This is a genomic window from Bacillus sp. FJAT-28004, assembly GCF_001280845.1.
GTDB lineage: Bacteria > Bacillota > Bacilli > Paenibacillales > Paenibacillaceae > Pristimantibacillus.
In genome coordinates this window covers 399,492-419,670 of record NZ_LGHP01000004.1, presented here as the reverse complement: position 1 = coordinate 419,670, position 20,179 = coordinate 399,492, and the positions used below count along the sequence as shown (strand labels likewise).

Annotated in this window: 19 protein-coding genes; 17 read left to right on the top strand and 2 right to left on the bottom strand. The window is 45.7% G+C overall.

Annotation, left to right across the window (positions count from 1 at the left end; genetic code table 11):
* The first annotated feature begins 20 nt into the window (after positions 1 to 20).
* From ffh to trmD, 5 genes are all read left to right on the top strand, one after another.
* Entirely contained in the window at positions 21 to 1,397 is a 1,377-nt protein-coding gene (gene ffh, locus AC787_RS31985; RefSeq protein WP_054029009.1) for a signal recognition particle protein, read from the top strand.
* Positions 1,398 to 1,430: 33 nt separating this feature from the next.
* Positions 1,431 to 1,703: a 30S ribosomal protein S16 gene (gene rpsP / locus AC787_RS31980; protein WP_053375694.1), complete on the top strand. Its 273-nt coding sequence runs from the start codon at positions 1,431 to 1,433 to the stop codon at positions 1,701 to 1,703.
* A 25-nt stretch (positions 1,704 to 1,728) separates the two neighbouring features.
* The gene (locus AC787_RS31975) at positions 1,729 to 1,959 is read left to right on the top strand and encodes a KH domain-containing protein (protein ID WP_054029008.1); all 231 of its coding nucleotides are present in this window, start codon (positions 1,729 to 1,731) and stop codon (positions 1,957 to 1,959) included.
* 206 nt (positions 1,960 to 2,165) lie between these two features.
* Positions 2,166 to 2,690 carry a ribosome maturation factor RimM gene (gene rimM / locus AC787_RS31970; protein ID WP_054029007.1) on the top strand — a complete coding sequence of 175 codons (525 nt, stop codon included), beginning with the start codon at positions 2,166 to 2,168 and terminating at the stop codon, positions 2,688 to 2,690.
* A 3-nt stretch (positions 2,691 to 2,693) separates the two neighbouring features.
* On the top strand, positions 2,694 to 3,446 hold the full coding sequence (gene trmD / locus AC787_RS31965) for a tRNA (guanosine(37)-N1)-methyltransferase TrmD (RefSeq protein ID WP_054029006.1): 753 nt from the start codon (positions 2,694 to 2,696) through the stop codon (positions 3,444 to 3,446).
* A gap of 68 nt (positions 3,447 to 3,514) precedes the next feature.
* On the opposite strand, the gene AC787_RS31960 is transcribed toward trmD, so the two are convergent.
* Positions 3,515 to 4,933: a CAP-associated domain-containing protein gene (locus tag AC787_RS31960; protein WP_054029005.1), complete on the bottom strand. Its 1,419-nt coding sequence runs from the start codon at positions 4,931 to 4,933 to the stop codon at positions 3,515 to 3,517.
* 203 nt (positions 4,934 to 5,136) lie between these two features.
* Here AC787_RS31960 and rplS point away from each other — a divergent pair, with 203 nt between their 5' ends.
* From rplS to AC787_RS31925, 7 genes are all read left to right on the top strand, one after another.
* Positions 5,137 to 5,478, top strand: a complete 342-nt coding sequence (gene rplS, locus AC787_RS31955) for a 50S ribosomal protein L19 (RefSeq protein WP_053375699.1) — start codon at positions 5,137 to 5,139, stop codon at positions 5,476 to 5,478.
* A gap of 175 nt (positions 5,479 to 5,653) precedes the next feature.
* Positions 5,654 to 6,277 carry a signal peptidase I gene (lepB, locus tag AC787_RS31950; protein WP_054029067.1) on the top strand — a complete coding sequence of 208 codons (624 nt, stop codon included), beginning with the start codon at positions 5,654 to 5,656 and terminating at the stop codon, positions 6,275 to 6,277.
* A gap of 9 nt (positions 6,278 to 6,286) precedes the next feature.
* On the top strand, positions 6,287 to 7,153 hold the full coding sequence (ylqF, locus tag AC787_RS31945; RefSeq protein ID WP_054029004.1) for a ribosome biogenesis GTPase YlqF: 867 nt from the start codon (positions 6,287 to 6,289) through the stop codon (positions 7,151 to 7,153).
* A gap of 21 nt (positions 7,154 to 7,174) precedes the next feature.
* Positions 7,175 to 7,789, top strand: a complete 615-nt coding sequence (locus tag AC787_RS31940) for a ribonuclease HII (protein WP_054029003.1) — start codon at positions 7,175 to 7,177, stop codon at positions 7,787 to 7,789.
* Between the two features lie 249 nt (positions 7,790 to 8,038).
* Complete coding sequence (locus tag AC787_RS31935) at positions 8,039 to 9,880, top strand: hypothetical protein (RefSeq protein WP_054029002.1); 1,842 nt, start codon at positions 8,039 to 8,041, stop codon at positions 9,878 to 9,880.
* On the top strand, positions 9,877 to 10,185 hold the full coding sequence (locus AC787_RS31930; RefSeq protein ID WP_054029001.1) for an EscU/YscU/HrcU family type III secretion system export apparatus switch protein: 309 nt from the start codon (positions 9,877 to 9,879) through the stop codon (positions 10,183 to 10,185). The genes AC787_RS31935 and AC787_RS31930 overlap by 4 nt, the downstream gene beginning before the upstream one ends.
* Positions 10,178 to 10,582, top strand: a complete 405-nt coding sequence (locus AC787_RS31925; protein ID WP_054029000.1) for a YraN family protein — start codon at positions 10,178 to 10,180, stop codon at positions 10,580 to 10,582. The genes AC787_RS31930 and AC787_RS31925 overlap by 8 nt, the downstream gene beginning before the upstream one ends.
* 61 nt (positions 10,583 to 10,643) lie before the next feature.
* On the opposite strand, the gene AC787_RS31920 is transcribed toward AC787_RS31925, so the two are convergent.
* On the bottom strand, positions 10,644 to 12,212 hold the full coding sequence (locus tag AC787_RS31920) for a YifB family Mg chelatase-like AAA ATPase (RefSeq protein WP_054029066.1): 1,569 nt from the start codon (positions 12,210 to 12,212) through the stop codon (positions 10,644 to 10,646).
* Between the two features lie 350 nt (positions 12,213 to 12,562).
* On the opposite strand from AC787_RS31920, the gene sucC reads away from it, so the two are divergent.
* From sucC to trmFO, 5 genes are all read left to right on the top strand, one after another.
* Positions 12,563 to 13,723 (top strand): ADP-forming succinate--CoA ligase subunit beta, encoded by a 1,161-nt coding sequence (gene sucC / locus AC787_RS31915; RefSeq protein WP_054028999.1) that lies wholly within the window; start codon positions 12,563 to 12,565, stop codon positions 13,721 to 13,723.
* A 59-nt stretch (positions 13,724 to 13,782) separates the two neighbouring features.
* Positions 13,783 to 14,715: a succinate--CoA ligase subunit alpha gene (gene sucD, locus AC787_RS31910; protein WP_053375706.1), complete on the top strand. Its 933-nt coding sequence runs from the start codon at positions 13,783 to 13,785 to the stop codon at positions 14,713 to 14,715.
* 177 nt (positions 14,716 to 14,892) lie between these two features.
* Positions 14,893 to 16,026, top strand: a complete 1,134-nt coding sequence (gene dprA / locus AC787_RS31905; RefSeq protein WP_054028998.1) for a DNA-processing protein DprA — start codon at positions 14,893 to 14,895, stop codon at positions 16,024 to 16,026.
* Positions 16,027 to 16,054: 28 nt separating this feature from the next.
* Positions 16,055 to 18,163 carry a type I DNA topoisomerase gene (gene topA / locus AC787_RS31900; RefSeq protein WP_054028997.1) on the top strand — a complete coding sequence of 703 codons (2,109 nt, stop codon included), beginning with the start codon at positions 16,055 to 16,057 and terminating at the stop codon, positions 18,161 to 18,163.
* Between the two features lie 661 nt (positions 18,164 to 18,824).
* Positions 18,825 to 20,144, top strand: a complete 1,320-nt coding sequence (gene trmFO, locus AC787_RS31895; RefSeq protein WP_054028996.1) for an FADH(2)-oxidizing methylenetetrahydrofolate--tRNA-(uracil(54)-C(5))-methyltransferase TrmFO — start codon at positions 18,825 to 18,827, stop codon at positions 20,142 to 20,144.
* Positions 20,145 to 20,179 lie beyond the last annotated feature (35 nt).

The following is a 20,179-nucleotide window of genomic DNA, read 5'->3' as shown; positions in this document are numbered from 1 at the left end:
AAGAATGGAGGTGACGGTACATGGCAGCATTTGAGAGCTTATCGAGTCGGCTTCAAAATGTGTTCAGCAAGCTGAGGGGCAAAGGCAAGGTTTCCGAGGATGATGTTAGCGAAGCAATGCGCGAAGTACGCTTGGCGCTTCTAGAGGCAGATGTTAACTTTAAAGTTGTGAAGGACTTTATTGCGAAGGTGAAGGAACGGGCTATCGGCTTGGATGTATCCAAGAGTTTCACGCCCGGCATGGTCGTCATCGATATCGTAAATAAAGAGCTGACCGAGCTGATGGGCGGCACGCAGAGCAAGCTGGTAAAGGCTAATAAGCCTCCGACAGTCATTATGATGGCGGGCTTGCAAGGTGCTGGTAAGACGACAACTTCAGGCAAGCTGGCAAAATTGCTTCAGAAGAGCAACAATAAGCCGCTTCTTATCGCTTGTGATATTTATCGTCCAGCTGCGATTAAGCAGCTCCAAGTGCTTGGTGAACAAATCAATGCGCCGGTCTTCTCCTTGGGTGATCAGACATCGCCTGTAGAGATTGCGCGTGCTGGACTACAGCATGCCAAAGAGAACGGCAATGACTATATCATCATTGACACCGCCGGTCGTTTACATATCGACGAAGAACTGATGGAAGAGCTTAAGCAAATTCATCAGGTTACGAAGCCGGATGAAGTTCTCCTCGTTGTAGATGCAATGACAGGACAAGATGCTGTAAACGTTGCGCAGAGCTTCCATGAACAGCTCGCTTTAACGGGTGTTGTACTGACTAAGCTGGATGGCGATACTCGCGGTGGCGCGGCGCTTTCGGTTAAAGCAGTTACAGGTTGTCCGATTAAATTCGCAGCAATGGGTGAGAAGATCGACTCCTTGGAGCCGTTCCATCCTGAGCGTATGGCTTCACGGATTCTCGGCATGGGCGACATGTTATCTCTGATCGAGAAAGCACAGTCGAACATCGATGCGGATAAAGCGAAGGAAATGGAACGTAAAATGCGCACTGCAGAGTTTACGTTCGACGATTTCCTTGAGCAGATGGAGCAGGTTCGCAATCTCGGACCGCTTGATCAAATTATGGATATGCTGCCCGGCATGAACAAGATGAAGGGCATGAAGGATATGAAGGTCGATGAGAAACAAATCGGCCGCGTCGAAGCTATTGTCCGCTCCATGACGAAAGAGGAGAAGCAAAAGCCAGAACTGCTTAATCACAGTCGCCGCAAGCGTGTAGCTGCTGGCAGCGGCACGACGATCGTGGAGGTTAACCGCCTCATCAAGCAGTTTGACGATATGAAAAAAATGATGAAGCAATTCTCATCGATGATGGGGCCGAAAGGACCAAAAGGCGGCAAAAAAGGCCTGAAAGGTATGCTCGGCAAAAATATGAAGTTCCCGTTTTAATAGCTGTTTACTCTTTGAAGGAGGTGAATTTTTATGGCAGTACGTATTCGTTTGAAAAGAATTGGTGCTCACAAAGCTCCTTTCTACCGCGTAGTAGTATCGGATTCCCGTTCGCCGCGTGATGGTCGTTTTATCGAAGAAATCGGTACTTATAACCCGGTTGCACAACCGGCTCAAGTTAAGATTGATGAAGAGAAAGCGCTAAAATGGTTGCAAACTGGAGCGCAAGCTTCTGATACAGTTCGTGACTTGCTTTCCAAAGCTGGTGTTCTTAAAAAGTTCCATGAGCTTAAGCAACAGAAATAACTGTTGAACAGCGGAGGGCCTTGAGATGAAAGAATTGATTCTTGTCATAGCGAAGGCATTGGTTGATCATCCTGATCAGGTGCTAATCAATGTGAAGGATGATGACCGTGGCACGATATACGAGCTTTCGGTTCACCCCGAGGATATCGGTAAAATCATCGGTAAACAGGGACGCATAGCGAAAGCGATTCGCACGGTAGTGACTTCTGCTTCCGTGAAATCGCAAAAGCGTGTTATCGTCGACATTATGTCATGATCACGCGGAGGCTTTTCATGAGTTCATTGAACTCATGGAAGGCCTCTTTTTTGATTTTTTAATTTGAAGATTCATGTTTTGGGATCACCACTAAGGCATTTTGCCCCGACATGCAATGGAGCAGCTAGCATTACCGTTCTTCAACATGGAACGTAGCCGTTTTTGCATGTATAATAAGGTTATACACATATGAAGGGCTGGTTGTAATGAACGAAAAATGGTTTACAGTTGGTAAAGTAGTTAATACGCACGGTATCCGGGGAGAATTGAAAATACTTTCACAAACGGATTTTGCAGATGTTCGATTCGCAGCTGGGAACAAGCTTCTTATGGTAAATGAGGAAAGCGGAGCATCGCTTGAAGTAAAAGTGATCAGCTCGCGCGCGAACAAAAACGTATACATATTGAAGCTGGAAGGCTTCACTGACATTAATGTAGTTGAGAAATATAAAGGCTGGGTACTAAAAATCTCTTCTGACCAGCAGCTCGAGCTGGAAGAAGGAGAATACTATTATCACGAAATTATAGGCTGCCGCGTTGTGACAGAGGAAGGCGAGGAGCTGGGCACGATATCGGAAATATTAAGTCCAGGCGCGAATGATGTATGGGTTGTGGATCGTCCAAAGGGCTCTGGAAAACAGCTGTTATTGCCTGTAATCGATGATGTATTAGTCAACGTCGATACAAAAGAGAAAATCGTAACGGTCCATTTGATGGAAGGATTGATTTAACCGATGAAAATAGATGTGCTGACGCTGTTTCCTGAAATGTTCGATGGCGTGTTCAATTCGAGCATTCTAGGAAAAGCGAAAGAGAAGGGGATCGTATCCCCTCAAGCAATCAACTTCCGTGCCTATTCAGGGAATAAGCATAACACGGTTGACGATTATCCATACGGCGGCGGCGGCGGTATGGTATTGAAGCCTGATCCGGTATTTGCTGCTGTTGAGGATTTAAAGGTGGATGACAATATAAAGCCGCGTGTTATCCTTCTTTGCCCGCAAGGAGCACAGTTTACACAGAAGAAGGCTGAAGAGCTTGCAAAGGAACAGCATTTGGTTCTTATTTGCGGACATTATGAAGGCTATGACGAGCGTATACGCGAGCATCTCGTGACGGACGAGCTTTCGATTGGTGATTACGTACTAACGGGTGGAGAAATACCAGCGATGGTACTCATAGATAGCGTTGTTAGATTGCTGCCAGGCGTACTTGGCAATGAAACTTCTGCGGTCACCGATTCTTATAGCACAGGTTTGCTCGAGCATCCGCATTACACACGCCCGGCTTCGTTCCGTGGCTGGGATGTTCCGGAAGTCCTTATATCCGGACATCATGCAAATATTGAGGTATGGCGTCGCGAGCAGTCGCTGCTGCGGACGCTGCAGCGCCGTCCTGACCTTCTGAGGAGCGCTCCTCTCACAGACAAGGAGCGTAAGTGGGTAGCTGCTCAATTGAAGCAGGAGCCGCATAAGACAAGCAGATAGAACGACCCTAGCTAATAAACAAAGCCGCAACGACATTCGTTGCGGCTTTGTTTATTAGAAGAGATCGATTATGGCGTATAAAAATTTTGGGTATAATATACTTTATAGGTTCCTCCTAAGGCAACACCAGTACCTAGGCGCTCAAGCTTGCTGTTTAGCAGTACTTCCCGGTGCCCTTCTTTGGAATTGACCCAGCCATAGTGAGCAAAGATGCTGTTTGTATATCCGGCTGCTATGTTTTCAGCAGCGGAATGGTATTTAACGCCTTTTGCCTTCATGCGGTCAAAGGGAGACGAGCCGTCTGGATTGTTATGGTCAAAAAATTGGCGTGTACTCATATCGTTGCTATGGCTGTGTGCTGAGGCAGCAGCGAGCTTGTCCCATTGGAGCAGAGGAATCCTCCGAACAGCGCGTTCCGCGTTCGTTAGATCGAAGAGCTGCTGTTCATATGCAGCTGCAAGTTTGGATGTATTAACTGACTTTAACGCCGTGGACTTGGAAATGGCTTGATCCATTTGCATCATGCCAGCAATTTTGTTTCCGCCTAATCTGTCAATAAAGAGAACGGTATGTACGTTTTTTGTGGTGTAAGCGTAGAAGTCGTCTTTTGCCTCAGCTTTGCTCACACTGTCAATCATCTTTTTAGCATTTTCAATCGTTTGACCGACTTGGATGCCTGATTTCATTGCCCAGCTATCTTTTGCATTGGAGAAAAGGGCGATTACAAGGTCGTTTTGGATGCCGAACATCATGTAATTGGTATAGCTGCTATTATAGATGTGCCAAGAGAAGCCATACTCGCTTGGATCGATCCTTGACGGTTTTCCGAGCGTTTGTTGAAGTGTTTGGAGGGTATCGTTTAGTGTTATTTCATGAAGTCGATCACTTGTTTTTGGAATTTTCACTTTGGATAAAGCATTGGAATGAAGTTTCAGGTTATAGAAAAACGTCAGCGCCTCCGCGCGAGTAAGCTTACCATCTGGGATGAAGCCGCTAACGGTGGCAGAGGTTCGGCCGTTCGATATTTTTTCATCAAGCAGCCATTGGATAGCGCTTTGCTCTGTAAATGCTTTGCCATTGGCAGCAGAAGCAAGCAGTAGAGCAGCTTGTCCACGCCGGAATTCGACATTTTGCGATGAGCTGTTGATTGGCCAACCGAGATTATTCGCATAATCGTAATAAGGCTTGGACCAATTATTGGTGCTGGATGATGATTCAGTAACTAATCCATAGGCTCTCAGGAGCATAGCGAGAAATTCAGCTTCATTAACGACCTTGTTAGGTTTGAAGGAGTTATCCCCATAACCTTGAGCTAATTTCTGATCGATTGCCCATGAGATATAGGAGCTAGCCCAGTGCCCATTGGTATCTTTAAAAGTCAAAGGTTCGGCAGAGGTTTGTAATGGTGCTGAGATGGCTAATAATAATAGTACAGCAGTGATTCCCCCTTTGGTTTTACTTAAAAAAGATGGTTTATTATGGTACAAATTTATCACCTCTTCATGTCGGTGTTTGTCATCATTTAGTATACATGATTTAGGAATAAAAAAATCGTGTTGTATTATTGGGCTGGCTATGGTAAAATTTCTAATGTTGTTCGTAAAGTCGGACGGTCCGCTATCAGCGATGAACCGATTCAGAGGAATCCGGTGAGCTTATAAGAACGTCTATGGTGGAAGGAGTGAATCAAATGAATCTTTTGCAAACAATTGCGCAAGAAAATCTGCGCCAAGGTCTACCGAACTTTCGTCCAGGTGACACGCTAAAAGTTCATGTAAAAGTTATCGAGGGAACTCGTGAGCGTATCCAATTGTTCGAAGGCGTTGTAATCAAACGTCGCGGCGGTGGAATCAGCGAAACTTTTACAGTGCGTAAAATTTCCTACGGTGTTGGTGTGGAAAGAACTTTCCCGCTTAACTCGCCTAAAATCGAAAAAATCGAAGTGGCTCGCCGTGGTAAAGTACGTCGCGCGAAATTGTACTACCTACGTAGTCTTCGCGGAAAAGCTGCTCGTATTAAAGAAATTCGTTAAGAACAAACGACAAGAGGGGCTTGCGCAAACAAGCTCCTTTTCGTTTTTTCTCTAAGGTCATTTACATATTACAGCATATGGGAAGAAGGCGGACTGAGTGGACTCACAGCAGCGAAATGACGGGCTGGATAATGGCAATGATCATGAATTGAAAAATACACAGGAACATGCGGACATTGAGCAGAATTTACCAAACCGTGCAGCAGCCCATGCATCCGGCTCAGGAAAACAGGGTGGAGCTTATAAAGAAGTCGTAGAATGGATCAAGGCTCTAGTCATTGCGGTCGTTCTCGTATTTCTTATTCGTCAATTTTTGTTTTCACCATTCATCGTCGACGGACCTTCCATGAAGCCTAATTTCGAGACCGGCGAACGATTAATAGTAAATAAGATTTTGTATACGATACGCGAGCCGAAATTTGGAGAGGTCGTTGTGTTCGATGTCCCAGAGCAAGGCCGTAAATTTATAAAACGAGTGATTGGCGTACCGGGTGATAAAATTCGACTCGAAGGCGACGACCTCTATATTAATGATAAAAAAATAGACGAGCCTTATTTAAAAGAAGCTATTGAGGCAGCACATGCCGAAGGCAAGCTATACAATGAAAAAGGAATTAATTCCGATGTGTCTGAAATTACAGTACCAGAGGACACAATCTTTGCACTTGGCGACAATCGCAGCGACAGCACAGATAGCAGGGTTATCGGATTTGTATCGGATAAAGAGGTTGTTGGACGCGCTGATATTATTTTTTGGCCGCTGAACAAACTAGAGTTTATAAAGCACTGGACTAAATGAGGTGAGTAAATGACCATTCAATGGTTTCCGGGTCATATGACGCGGGCGAAACGGCAAATACAAGACAAGCTCAAACTAATCGATCTTGCCATCGAACTATTGGATGCACGGGTTCCGCTTTCTAGCCGTAATCCGATGATTGAGGAAATTTTGAACGGAAAGCCAAGATTGATTGTATTGAACAAATCTGACTTGGCCGATCCAAAAACAACAGAGCAATGGATGGCTTATTTCCGTAATGAAGGCCATGAATCGATCGCAATTGATTCCTCTACAGGCACGAAGGTAAATGAGGTTCCACTCAAAGCAAAGCAAATTTTGCATGAGAAAATTGCACGTCAAATTGCAAAAGGAATAAATCCGCGTGCGATTCGCGGGCTTATTGTAGGTATACCGAATGTCGGGAAATCCACGTTGATCAACAAGCTCGCTGGACGCGCTATTGCTTTAACCGGTGATCGCCCAGGCGTTACAAAGGGGCAACAATGGATTAAGATTGGAACTGAAATGGAATTGCTCGATACGCCGGGCATATTGTGGCCAAAGTTTGAGGATGAGCTCGTCGGATACAGGCTTGCAATGACAGGTGCAATTAGAGAGCAAATTTTGAACGTTGACGATATCGCATTTTTTGCGATGCGTGAGCTAGTAGATCGTTACTGGCCTAACATGAAAGAACGTTATGAGTTGGATACGCCTCCTAAGGATGTTTCTGATTCAGATGAGATCGTGCGTGTGATGGAAGATATCGGACGTCGAAGAGGTTGTCTAGTGAGTGGTGGACACGTCGATCTGGAGAAGACATCCGGAATCATTTTGCGTGATTTGCGCTCAGGCAAGCTAGGAAGAATTACGCTCGAAGCGCCACCTTATTGATGTGAAACGGGGGAACGTAACGTGCTGCAATATGAACAGTCGTTATGGCAAGAAGGATATAAAGCGATTGCTGGTGTGGATGAGGTAGGCCGCGGATGCTTGTTCGGAGACGTCGTTGCAGCTGCAGTTATTTTACCGCCAGGACTAGTAATCGAGGGAGTAAACGACTCAAAGAAGCTTTCCGAGAAAAAGCGTGACCAGCTATATGATATTATTTTGCAGGAATGTGTCGCTTGGTCGGCTGCTCGTGTTGATGCTGAAACCGTTGATCGAATCAATATTAAGCAGGCAGCTAGGCTTGCAATGAAAATTGCAGTGGAATCCTTGCAGATTCCTTCCGACTACTTACTTATTGATGCGGAGAAGGTCGATGTCAGTCTGCCACAGCTCTCGATCATTAAAGGCGATGCTACAAGCCAATCTATTGCCGCTGCGTCTATCGTAGCAAAGGTGACGCGCGATAGGCTATGCATGACAGAATGGGAACAGGAATACCCTGCTTATGGAATTGCTATACACAAAGGATATGCGACTAAGCTGCATCGGGAGCGATTGCTTGCGAATGGGCCAAGCCCATTGCATCGCAGGTCTTTTCTGGGCAATTTGTTTACTGAGGAGCAGCTGCAACTCTTCTAGTTATTCCTTACAAAAGAAGCTATATGACGCTCGATTGATTGTGCGAGGCAAAGGATGCCTAGTGTAATTATCGGGCGTTATTTTGTTTTATGGCTATTTTTTGGAATGAATGGCTACAAGCTTTGCTCATTATGACCGATATAAGGCTTATAGGTTCAATGAAGTCGTATATGCTTATGTATGGAGCTCGCTTACGCGCATAGAGCAAACGCATAGAATGGCGCTGGAGCAACGGAGGCGATTTAACAAATGAATATAAGTCAAATGATGCGAAGCTTCTTGGGAGAGGCTTCTAGTGCGGATACAAGAGCTGTAGAACTCAAAGTTGGACAAGTGGTACGAGGTGTGATCCTGCAGGTCATGGAAAATAACGAGGCACTTGTTCAAATTAATGGTGTTCAGGTCCGAGCAAAGCTGGAGCTGCCGCTTCAAGTGGGTCAATCCGCAATGCTGCAGGTACAGCCACAATCCAGCGGAGCTCTTGTTACGCTAAAGCAAGTAGAGCCAGGGCAAGTGGGATTGCCGGATGATACATTCAAGGAATGGGCTAAGCAGCTAGCATTGCCTGAGCAGAAATGGGCTGCTCAGCTCGTAAAGGATTTGCGGAAAGAAGGCGTTATTCTGAACCGCGAGGTTGCTCAGGCATTCCAGCAAGCTGCCGCTGCCATGCCAGCAGGTGCAGATGCGGAGCAGTGGATGCAGTCCGCCGCTGCAACGTTTAAGCGAGGTTTGCCTATGACAGGTGCTACAGTAGGTGCGATGCAGCAAGTGATGTTCGGACGCAGTGCGCACGAGCTGTTAGAAACCTTGCAACAGCAAATTACTTCGTTCACAAACGTTTCGGATGAAGGAACGGTTGAAACAAAGGCTGCAACTCAAGCAGCTATGCGTGTGCAAGCGCTATTGACGGAAGGTTTGGAGCTGCTTCGTGGAGCGACTGCTGAGCTTGAAACCTCACGATCAGGAGAAGCTGCTTTAAAGGAAATGACGACTGCTAAGCCATTGAACGCACAAATAGCCAAAACGGATTTGCCGCAGGCGAATGCAGTAAACATCTCTATGCCAGAGGACGATGGTCCTGAACAACAAGCTAACCCTCAAGCGATAAGAGCGGCAGCCAGTCCGCCAAGTCAGCCCAATTGGCTTGGACAGATGATGAAATGGATGGGCGTCGATCATGAGCTTCAGCTAGCCAAAGTATTTACGGCGGATACTGGGACGGGACAATCAGCGCCGTCTTCACAGTCTGCAGCAGCAGATCATGCAAATGCTGCAAAGCCAGCGGCAGCAGTGCCCCAACCTTCAAGCCAAATGCAGCAAAGTCCACTCGTTGATGCAAGCACCAAGGACGCAGCTCAGACGATTATACCCGCAAAAGCTGCTGAGGTTGAAGCTGCTGAACCCCAGCAAGTAAGGCTTCCGGACCATAAGAATATTGTTGAACGTGCGGCATTAGCTGTTCTTTCTACTGTTGCAGATAACATGCCAATGACGGATTCTTCTCCGCCTGCTCAGCAGGAATCATTGAAAAGCGCATTGCTAGCTCTTGTTTCATCAGATCATACCCCTCCAGCTATCAAGGAGACAGCGCAGCAGCTCGTTCAACAAATAACGGGACAGCAGCTTTTGCTCACTCCTGAACGCAACAGCTCGGTGCTGACGCATGTGACAATGTTTATTCCAATCAATAACGCAGACGGAAAACAAACCGCCTCTGTTCATATTCAGACAAGAAGAGGGCGAAAAGGCGAGCTGGACTCTTCCAATTGCAGACTGCTGTTTAATCTATCGATGAATACGCTGGGTGATACGATGGTTGATGTAAATGTCATGGACAAAATTGTTAGTTTGAATTTGTGGAATGATCATCCCGCCATTTCAACGCTTGCTGAAGGTTCTCGTAATGAAATTGCGACCAGCCTGCAGCAAGCAGGTTATCAGCTGCTTTCACTACGTACGACGCCGCTGCCTAAAGCAGGAGAATCAAAGCTGGTAGAAGCGTCAGCAGCAGCAGCAGTTAAGAGCCAACAAATGACCGATATAAGCTCTTTTGCTTCAAATCGCTACAAAGGAGTCGATTATCGCATATGAGCAGCGATCAGGGAACTAATCCGCCACGAGCAAAAGTCAGGAAAGCTGTCGCTTTAAAATACGAGCCAGGTGAGCGAACGGCTCCGGTAATGGTTGCTAAAGGGAAAGGTCATTTGGCGGATCTCATCCTTGAGAAAGCGAAGGAAAATGGCATTCCTGTTCAAGAAGACTCCTCGTTAGTAGAAGTGCTCTCCAAGCTTGATGTCGATCAGGAAATTCCGAATGAGCTGTATACACTAGTCGCGGAGATTTTGAGTTTCGTCTATCGTTCTGATCGTAAAGCGAGGGATATGATTGATGGTTGAGGCTGATGGCAGAGCGGAGCGGATACGTAAACGCGATACAAGGAAGGCTACAGGTGAGCAGGGCGAGGAAGCTGCCTGTTTGTATCTAATAGAAGCGAAATATTGTATTCTGAGCAGGAATTGGCGCTGCCGCACTGGAGAAATTGATATTATTGCCGAACAGTCTGATAGACTCGTATTTATTGAAGTGCGTACGAGAAAAGATGGCGGTAGATTCGGCACAGCCGCAGAGTCGGTGGATCATCGTAAGCAGCAAAAGGTAAGGGACGCAGCTCAAGTATATTTGCGCAGTGTTGGGCGTTCAGGTGCATCCGTTCGATTCGATGTTATTGCGATATTGATAAGCCGAATGGATGAAACCATCACTTCCTTCAAGCATTATGAGGGAGCATTCTAGCAAAAAAATGAAATGGGCTTTCTCTGGCAGGTTGTAACCAGCAGAGAAAGCCTATTTTTTATTATGGAAGCGGTTTGTCCAGCCCGCGATATTGAATGGCTTCTGCGATATGCGCTGTATCAACCGTATCGCTCGCTTCAAGATCGGCTATAGTGCGAGCAAGCTTCAGCATGCGGTCATATGCCCGCATGCTGATACCAAGTGCTTCAAAAGCGTTTTCCAGCAGACTGACGGCTTCAGGCTTTATATTTACAGATCTCCGAAGGGCAGCACCTGTTTGTGCTCCTATGTTTTTAAGACCGATATTTGCAGTGCGATCTTGTTGAAAGGCATATGAACCCAGCACCAACTGCCTCATTTGAGCGGTATTAAGTGATGGACCAGTTAAAGCCTGGTCTAAAGAAATGGGCCGTGGCACTTCAAGCTGCAAATCTATTCGGTCAAGCAAAGGGCCTGATATCTTGGATCGATAACGGCTAATGAGAGTTGCACTGCAAGTGCAGCGCTTATCCCCTTGTTCATGCCCATAGTAACCGCATGGACATGGATTGAAGGATGCAGCGAGCATAATGCTTGCAGGAAACTGAAACACCGCTTTGGAGCGGGATATCGTGACGATTCGATCCTCAAGCGGCTGTCGCATAACTTCCAGCACTTGCCTTGGAAACTCAGGCAGTTCATCAAGAAAGAGGATACCGCGATGAGCGAGTGTTACCTCTCCAGGCTTCGGGATCGAGCCGCCTCCGATCAGCCCGCCGGCTGATATCGTATGGTGCGGAGCACGGAAGGGTGGATGTGTAATGAGGCCGTGGGAGCTATCCAGCAGTTTGCCAGCCACACTGTAAATTTTCGTAACCTCAAGTGCTTCTTGTTCGTTCAATAAAGGCAATATCCCCGGTAGACGCCGAATCATCATAGTTTTACCTGTACCTGGAGGCCCACTGAGTAAAATATTGTGTTTTCCGGCTGCAGCTATGAGCATTGCTCGCTTGGCTTGATGTTGGCCAATAACATCTCCATAATCACCGATTTCATCTTGTTTATCCATATACGCTTTGTTTTGGCTTTGACTGAAAGTGGTATCTTTCCTTTGATCGACACGGATATCATTCCAGTCTGTTTGTTTCTTTTTGAGTAAATCCAGCTCGTTCAAGTGGCTTAATGCAAACAATTCCATATCAGAAATCCAGACTGCCTCCTTAACATTGGCGACCGGCAGCAAGACACGCTTAAAGCCAAGTCGTTTGGCTTGCTCAATCATGGCCAGTACACCGGCAACCGGACGGACATTGCCATTTAGTGAGAGCTCACCTAGAAGCAGCGTGCTCTCAAAGGGGACAGCGCTAATTTGACCGCTTGCAGTTAAGATTCCCGCCGCAATGGCCAAATCAAAGGATGTGCCTTCTTTGCGCAAGTCGGCAGGAGCTAGATTAACTGTAATTCTATCCATAGGAAAAGTAAAACCACTGTTTTTAAGAGCCGCTCTTACTCGTTCAACCGATTCACGGACTGCAGGATCAGGGAGTCCGACAACGTTGATTTGCGGCAAACCACTGGAAATATCAACCTCTACCGAAATGCTTTTTCCATCAACCCCATATACACTTGCGCTCTGAATTAAACTAAACACGACAAAAAGCACCCCCATATGTGTGAATGAAGGTGCTTCCTTACGATTCCGTTCCATCGTTATGAATTTGCCAATATCATAGTTTAGTTGTCTTCTTATTGTCAATAAATAAAAAGTTTCGGGTATGAATTTTAGGATTGGGTCATACTAAATGGCGTGGTATTTTCCCTTATGAAACGAGCATTCCAGCTGGTTTTATTGCTTTAATCTCAATTTGAGATGAAACCCATATCAAAAAAGCCGTATTAATTATGTGTGAAAGTAAGGTAACTGTCGGGGAAAGGTGCTACAATAATAGAGGTTTGTGTACATATGACTGATTTCAGTCTGTGAAATGGAGGATTTCAACAATGAATATCCATGAATATCAAGGGAAAGCGGTCCTTAAACAGTATGGTGTCGTCGTACCTGAAGGTAGAGTAGCCTTCACTGTAGACGAAGCTGTTGAAGCGGCTAAATCGCTCGGAACAAAGGTTGTTGTCGTGAAAGCGCAAATTCACGCTGGCGGCCGTGGTAAAGCGGGCGGAGTTAAAGTAGCAAAAAATCTTGATGAGGTGCGCGCTTATGCTAGTGAGATTCTAGGCAAAGTGCTCGTTACACATCAAACAGGTCCAGAAGGCAAAGAAGTCAAACGTCTTCTGATCGAAGAAGGCTGTGACATTAAGAAAGAATATTATATCGGCGTAGTATTAGACCGCGGTACGGGTCGTGTCGTTATGATGGCTTCGGAAGAGGGCGGCACTGAGATTGAAGAAGTTGCTGAGCACTCCCCGGAGAAAATTATTAAGGAGATCGTTGATCCAGCTGTTGGCTTGCAAGCGTTCCAAGCGCGCAAACTAGCTTATGCAATCAACATTCCTAATGAGCTTGTTAACAAAGCAGTTAAGTTCATGATTTCTCTATACACAGCTTTTGTAGAGAAAGATGCATCCATTGCAGAAATCAATCCGCTTGTTGTAACTGGCGACGGACAAGTTATTGCTCTTGATGCGAAACTGAACTTCGACTCTAACGCTCTTTATCGTCACAAAGATATCGTTGAGCTTCGCGATTTGGAAGAAGAAGACGCGAAAGAAATTGAAGCGTCCAAATACGACCTTAGCTACATCGCTCTTGACGGCAACATCGGTTGCTTGGTCAACGGTGCAGGCCTTGCGATGGCGACAATGGATATTATCAAATATTACGGCGGCGACCCTGCTAACTTCCTTGACGTAGGGGGCGGTGCTACAGCTGAGAAAGTAACTGAAGCGTTCAAAATCATTTTGTCTGATGAGAAAGTTAAAGGTATTTTCGTTAACATTTTCGGTGGCATTATGCGTTGTGACGTTATTGCTAATGGTGTTGTCGAAGCTGCGAAGCAAGTCGGTCTTGACCGTCCGCTCGTTGTTCGTCTAGAAGGTACTAACGTAGACCTCGGCAAAAACATTTTGAAAGAATCGGGATTGAACATCGTGGCTGCGGATTCCATGGCGGACGGCGCGCAGAAGATTGTCGCTCTCGTGAAATAAGATAACTTGCTGTGTGGCTATAGCCGCATACGAATTCATTCAGGGGATGTGAGTTAAGAGTGAGCATTTTGGTTAATAAAGATACAAAAGTCATTACCCAAGGTATTACAGGAGCAACTGGCTTGTTCCATACCAAAGGCGGATTGGAATACGGTACGCAAATGGTCGGCGGCGTAACACCTGGCAAAGGTGGCACGAACGTTGATATTACACTTGATAACGGCACGCTCGTATCATTGCCTGTTTTCAACACGGTTGCTCAAGCTAAAGCTGCTACTGGCGCTAATGCTTCAGTTATCTATGTACCACCTGCATTTGCTGCAGATGCAATCATGGAAGCTGTTGACGCTGAGCTTGATCTTGTTATCTGTATTACAGAAGGCATTCCCGTGCTTGATATGGTAAAAGTTAAGCGTTACATGGACGGCAGCAAAACCGTTCTTATCGGACCAAACTGCCCAGGCGTTATTACGCCGGATGAATGTAAAATTGGTATTATGCCTGGTTACATTCATACCGCTGGACATGTTGGCGTAATTTCTCGCTCCGGAACTTTGACTTATGAAGCGGTTCATCAATTGACGACTCGTGGAATTGGTCAATCTTCTGCAGTAGGAATCGGCGGCGACCCGGTTAAAGGCTCTGAGTTTATCGATATCTTGAATCTTTTCAATGAAGATCCAGATACCTACGCAGTAATCATGATTGGTGAAATCGGCGGTACGGCAGAGGAAGAAGCTGCTGAGTGGATTAAAGCCAACATGAAAAAACCAGTTGTCGGCTTCATCGGCGGCGCAACAGCGCCTCCAGGCAAACGGATGGGACATGCTGGCGCAATCATTTCTGGCGGTAAAGGAACAGCTGCTGAAAAAATAGCAACGCTTGAAGCTTGCGGCATTAAAGTAGCTCCAACACCATCCGAAATGGGTTCAACGCTCGTAAGTGTTCTTGAAGAGCAAGGCCTTCTTGAAAAATGTATTACACGCAAATAATTGTATAGTTTGATCTAAGGTAAGCAACCTTTCAACGACCCGAAAACGGGAGTTGGAAGGTTGCTTTTTTTATTGCGGATTGCCATTATTTTATCGGCTGACTTGCATTCTTATGCTATGTACCGCACAATAGATAAGTATGCAGGCCAGCCCGAGTTGAGAAGGGGCTTGGTTTAGATGACTAAAAATCTAGATATTCGTAGACAAATGGTTATTGCCTTTCACGAAATTCCTGGTATTGGATGGCATGCTATTCAAAAAGCCGTTCAACATCAATTTTGGAATAAACGAACATGGAGCATAGAGGATTTACTTGCTATAGGCCTTCATCGAGGCCAAGCAAAAGCAGCGGCAGAGCGTTATGCTGAGCAGCCATGGATTTTGACAGAAGATCCGTCGGAAGCAATTGCCGCAGTCAATGCAATCGCATTGACACCATATGATTCCGCATATCCGAAAATTTTAAGAGAAATTGCACAGCCGCCTTGGGTCTTATATGCTAGAGGTCGACTGGAGCTGCTGCAGCGCCCCGCAATAGCGGTGGTGGGTACGAGAGTGCCGAGCGCATACGGCAGACAATCTGCAACTACACTTGCACAGGAGCTATCCTCTGCGGGTTTAACGGTGGTAAGTGGCTTAGCAAAAGGCGTCGATAGCAAAGCCCATGAAGCAGCACTGTATGGAGCGGGAGGAACGATTGCTGTTCTGCCTACACCTATTGATAAGTGTTATCCGTCTGAGAATCAATCATTATTTCATAAAATTTCCGAACATGGCTTGCTCGTATCAGAAACCCCGATCGGTACTCCGCTGCACCCGGGACAATTTCCTCAGCGCAACCGCATTATTGCGGCATTGTCGGTAGGAACGGTCATTGTGGAGGGGGCAACAAAAAGCGGTTCTCTGATTACAGCACAGCATGCAATGGACATGTCTCGGGAGTTGTTTGCTATACCCGGTCCAAACTCATCGCCAAAAAGCGACGGGCCAAATGGACTCATCAAGCGCGGAGAAGCAAAGCTTATCAGCAGCGTTGACGATATTATTGATGAATTGAATTGGCTGCCGGAAGCACTTAAAGCTTACAAGGAAGCAGATAATACGAGCAAGTCCAAACAGGAATCAAATGGTGCTGAGCTAACGCCAGAAGAGAATAAATTAATCGGTTTTTTGCGAGATCAGCCATTATCTATCAATGAGTTGCACGAGCTCTCAGCCTTCCCGTTTGGACATTTGAACGCACTTCTGCTAAATTTATGTATAAAACGCAAAATTGAATTGCAGCACGGGTCAATATATATTGCTTTATAGCTTGCAATGGAGAGAGGAGGCGCCTTACATGGCAGATTCTTTAGTTATCGTCGAATCACCCGCAAAAGCCAAAACGATAGGAAAATATCTTGGCAGTAAATATATCGTTAAAGCTTCTATGGGACATATTCGCGATTTGCCCAAAAGCCAGATCGGCGTCGAGGTTGAAAATGATTTTAATCCTAAATACATAACAATCCGTGGCAAAGGCAGCATTCTCAAGGAATTGAAGGATGCCAGCAAAAAAGTAAAACATGTCTTTCTAGCAGCCGATCCGGATCGCGAAGGTGAAGCGATTGCTTGGCATTTGGCGCATTATTTGGAGCTTGATGAGACCGATACTTGCCGCGTTGTATTTAATGAAATTACGAAGCAGGCCGTGAAGGATGCTTTTAAGACGCCGCGCAAAATTAATATGGATTTAGTTAACGCTCAGCAGGCAAGACGGATTTTGGATCGATTAGTTGGTTACAAGATCAGTCCGCTTCTGTGGAAGAAAGTGAAAAAGGGCTTGTCAGCGGGCAGGGTTCAATCGGTTGCGGTTAAGCTCATTATCGATCGTGAAAATGAAATCGATGCATTCATTCCTGAGGAATACTGGTCCATTACCGCGAAACTGGCTCATGCTGGAATTCCATTTGATGCGAAATATCATTCCATAAATGGAGAAAAACGCGAGTTAGGCAAGGAAGCGGACGTTCAGGAAGTTCTTCAAGCGATGAAGGGCAGCAAGCTCACCGTCTCTGACGTGAGAGAGAAGGAACGTTTGCGCAATCCTGCGCCACCATTTATTACAAGCTCACTTCAGCAGGAAGCGGCAAGGAAGCTAGGTTTCCGCGCGTCTAAGACGATGTCTGTTGCACAGCAGCTGTATGAAGGTGTTGAGCTTGGAAAAGAAGGCACAGTCGGTTTAATTACCTATATGAGAACCGATTCCACGCGTATATCGCCTATCGCACAGGAAGAAGCGAAGGAATTCATTACTGAAAAGTATGGCGAGGCTTTTGTGCCTGAACAACCACGTATTTATACAAAGAAAAACAGCAATGCTCAAGACGCGCATGAAGCGATTCGTCCAACGTCCATTTTGAGAGACCCCGAATCAATGAAACCGTTCTTGAGTCGTGATCAGCTGAGGCTGTATAAGCTCGTATGGGAACGTTTCGTTTCAAGTCAAATGCAATCAGCTGTGCTCGACACGATGACAGTTGACTTGCAGGCAGGCGATACGATTTTTAGAGCTACGGGCTCAAAAGTGAAATTTGCCGGTTTTATGAAGGTATATGTGGAAGGCAATGATGATGGCACGGTTGAAGAGCATAAGTTTTTACCGCCGCTAGCTGCTGGTGATGTCATTCAATCAGAATCAATTGATCCAAAACAGCATTTCACTCAGCCGCCGCCAAGGTTTACTGAAGCACGGCTGGTAAAGACGCTTGAAGAGCTCGGAATAGGACGTCCAAGTACGTATGCGCCTACACTGGAAACGATTCAGAAGCGTGGATACATTGCTATGGAAGAGAAAAAATTTATGCCGACTGAGCTTGGCGACCTGGTCATTCAGCTCATGGAGGAGTTTTTTCCGGAAATTCTGGATGCTGAATTTACAGCAAACATGGAAGGAAACCTCGACCATGTGGAAGAAGGCACTGAGGATTGGGTAAAAGTGCTAGCTAATTTTTACGAATCCTTTGAGAAAAGACTAGAAGTTGCCGAAGATGAAATGAAGGAAATAGAAATTCAAGATGAAGTGTCTGATGAGATTTGTGAGAAGTGCGGACGCCACTTAGTCTACAAGATGGGTCGATTCGGCAAGTTTCTTGCGTGCTCGGGCTTTCCGGATTGCCGCAATACGAAACCGATCGTCAAAGATATCGGCGTGACATGTCCGAAATGCGCTGAAGGCAAAATCATCGAGCGTCGGAGTAAAAAAGGACGTATATTCTATGGCTGTGATCAATATCCTGGCTGTGATTATGTGTCGTGGGACAAACCGACGAATAAGCCTTGCCCGCAATGTGGGGAGTCTAAGCTAGTTGAGAAGCGCAATCGTAGTGGAGCAAAGCTGCTCTGCCCAACATGCGACTATTCAGAAGAGGTTTTGGATGAAGACGAGCAGGGTACGGATATGGAATAAAGAAACATCACATTTGGCTTATGATGAATGGCGCTATATAAAACAAGGCTAACTGCAAATGTATGACAACGCTGTCCCCGTCCTCCCTCGAAACAGGGAGGACACCGTTGTAATCGGACAGTTCGTTCACAATAACCCTCCTAAACCTCGGGAGGGTTTAACGATCGTTGATTTGAAACGTCGAAGTATCATGTATTTAACGCGACAACTGTGACGAATATCCTTGTTAAACAAACTTGGTTTGTGAAAAAAAACATTTTAAGCTTCGTAAAGGCACCCTGCACAAATTGCAAGATGAAACGGACAATTGTTCGGAGTTGATGGATTGCATTGCGGAAATGCAGTTTATACGGCTTTAAATGAGGAATCTGGAGCAGGGTCGATATGACACCGCAAAACGAGCAAGTTTTTTAATATATTTATGGAGCTAGAAATGCTGTAGGAATAATCTGCTTTCAATTAAGCCAATATTCAAAGAACTTAACTATTCAATAGAGTCCGCACGTTAACGAAGCTTGTTGCGACCCTCATAACATTAAAGCTGCTATAGCATTTTTTAACGTTCGAGTTGTTCAAATGACTAGCTGTAACTACTCATTGGGAGTTAATAACTTATAAATACGAATAAACTGAATTATATCTTGAAAGGATTGAATATATTTTGTCACAACCACAAAAAGTAACCGTCATTGGAGCAGGTCTAGCAGGCAGCGAGGCAGCATGGCAAATCGCATCACAAGGAGTACCTGTCGTTTTATATGAAATGCGTCCAGTCACAAAAACACCTGCTCATCATACAAATCAATTCGCAGAACTTGTTTGCAGCAATAGCTTGCGTTCCAACGGTCTGGCAAATGCTGTTGGCGTATTAAAGGAAGAAATGCGCCGACTAGACTCGCTTATTTTGAGCTGTGCCGATCAGCACGCTGTACCGGCAGGAGGAGCGCTGGCGGTTGACCGCGATGGTTTTTCTGGTGAAGTTACTCGTAGACTTCATGAGCATCCGCTAGTGGAAGTGCGGAATGAAGAAGTAACAGAGATTCCTAAAGACGGAATTGTTGTTATTGCTACAGGTCCGCTAACGGCACCAGGCTTATCTTCACAGATTCAAGAGCTGCTTGGCGAGGAGTATTTTTATTTCTATGATGCTGCGGCACCAATCGTCGAAAAAGATTCCATTGATATGAGCAAGGTTTATCTAGCATCTCGTTATGATAAAGGTGAAGCTGCTTATTTGAACTGCCCGATGACAGAAGAAGAGTTTGAAATTTTCCACGAAGCACTGACAACGGCCGAGAAAGCAGAAGTAAAGGATTTTGAAAAGGAAGTTTACTTTGAAGGCTGTATGCCGATTGAGATTATGGCGAGCAGAGGTAAACAAACGGTCTTGTTTGGACCAATGAAGCCGGTTGGACTTATTAATCCACATACGGGCGAGCTGCCACATGCTGTAATCCAACTTCGTCAGGATAACGCGGCAGGAACGCTATATAATTTGGTTGGTTTTCAGACACATCTGAAATGGGGAGAGCAAAAACGCGTCTTCTCATTAATACCAGGCCTAGAAAATGCAGAGTTTGTGCGTTTCGGTGTTATGCATCGCAACACGTTTATCAATTCACCACGATTGCTTAAGCCAACCTATCAGCTTAACAACCGTGAGACGTTATTTTTTGCAGGCCAAATGACCGGTGTTGAAGGTTATGTGGAATCTGCTGCTTCTGGTTTGATTGCCGGCATCAACGCTGCAAGACTAGCTCGAGATCTTGAGCCGCTCGTTTTGCCTGAGCAAACAACGCTTGGCAGTATGGCTCATTATATTACAACAGCTGATTTCAAGCATTTTCAACCGATGAATGCTAATTTCGGTTTATTTCCACCGCTTGAGAAGAAGATCCGCAGCAAAAAAGAAAAGAACGAGATGATCGCGAATCGCGCTCTGGAAGGTATTGAGCAATTTAAAAAGGAACATTTGCAATAATGTTTCGTAATGAAGGCATGGCAATTTAATTTATT

Coding starts and splice junctions, on each gene's coding strand:
- ffh (WP_054029009.1), top strand. CDS start 21: ATGGCAGCATTTGAGAGCTTATCGAGTCGGCTTCAAAATGTGTTCAGC.
- rpsP (WP_053375694.1), top strand. CDS start 1,431: ATGGCAGTACGTATTCGTTTGAAAAGAATTGGTGCTCACAAAGCTCCT.
- AC787_RS31975 (WP_054029008.1), top strand. CDS start 1,729: ATGAAAGAATTGATTCTTGTCATAGCGAAGGCATTGGTTGATCATCCT.
- rimM (WP_054029007.1), top strand. CDS start 2,166: ATGAACGAAAAATGGTTTACAGTTGGTAAAGTAGTTAATACGCACGGT.
- trmD (WP_054029006.1), top strand. CDS start 2,694: ATGAAAATAGATGTGCTGACGCTGTTTCCTGAAATGTTCGATGGCGTG.
- rplS (WP_053375699.1), top strand. CDS start 5,137: ATGAATCTTTTGCAAACAATTGCGCAAGAAAATCTGCGCCAAGGTCTA.
- ylqF (WP_054029004.1), top strand. CDS start 6,287: ATGACCATTCAATGGTTTCCGGGTCATATGACGCGGGCGAAACGGCAA.
- AC787_RS31935 (WP_054029002.1), top strand. CDS start 8,039: ATGAATATAAGTCAAATGATGCGAAGCTTCTTGGGAGAGGCTTCTAGT.
- AC787_RS31930 (WP_054029001.1), top strand. CDS start 9,877: ATGAGCAGCGATCAGGGAACTAATCCGCCACGAGCAAAAGTCAGGAAA.
- AC787_RS31925 (WP_054029000.1), top strand. CDS start 10,178: ATGGTTGAGGCTGATGGCAGAGCGGAGCGGATACGTAAACGCGATACA.
- sucC (WP_054028999.1), top strand. CDS start 12,563: ATGAATATCCATGAATATCAAGGGAAAGCGGTCCTTAAACAGTATGGT.
- dprA (WP_054028998.1), top strand. CDS start 14,893: ATGACTAAAAATCTAGATATTCGTAGACAAATGGTTATTGCCTTTCAC.
- topA (WP_054028997.1), top strand. CDS start 16,055: ATGGCAGATTCTTTAGTTATCGTCGAATCACCCGCAAAAGCCAAAACG.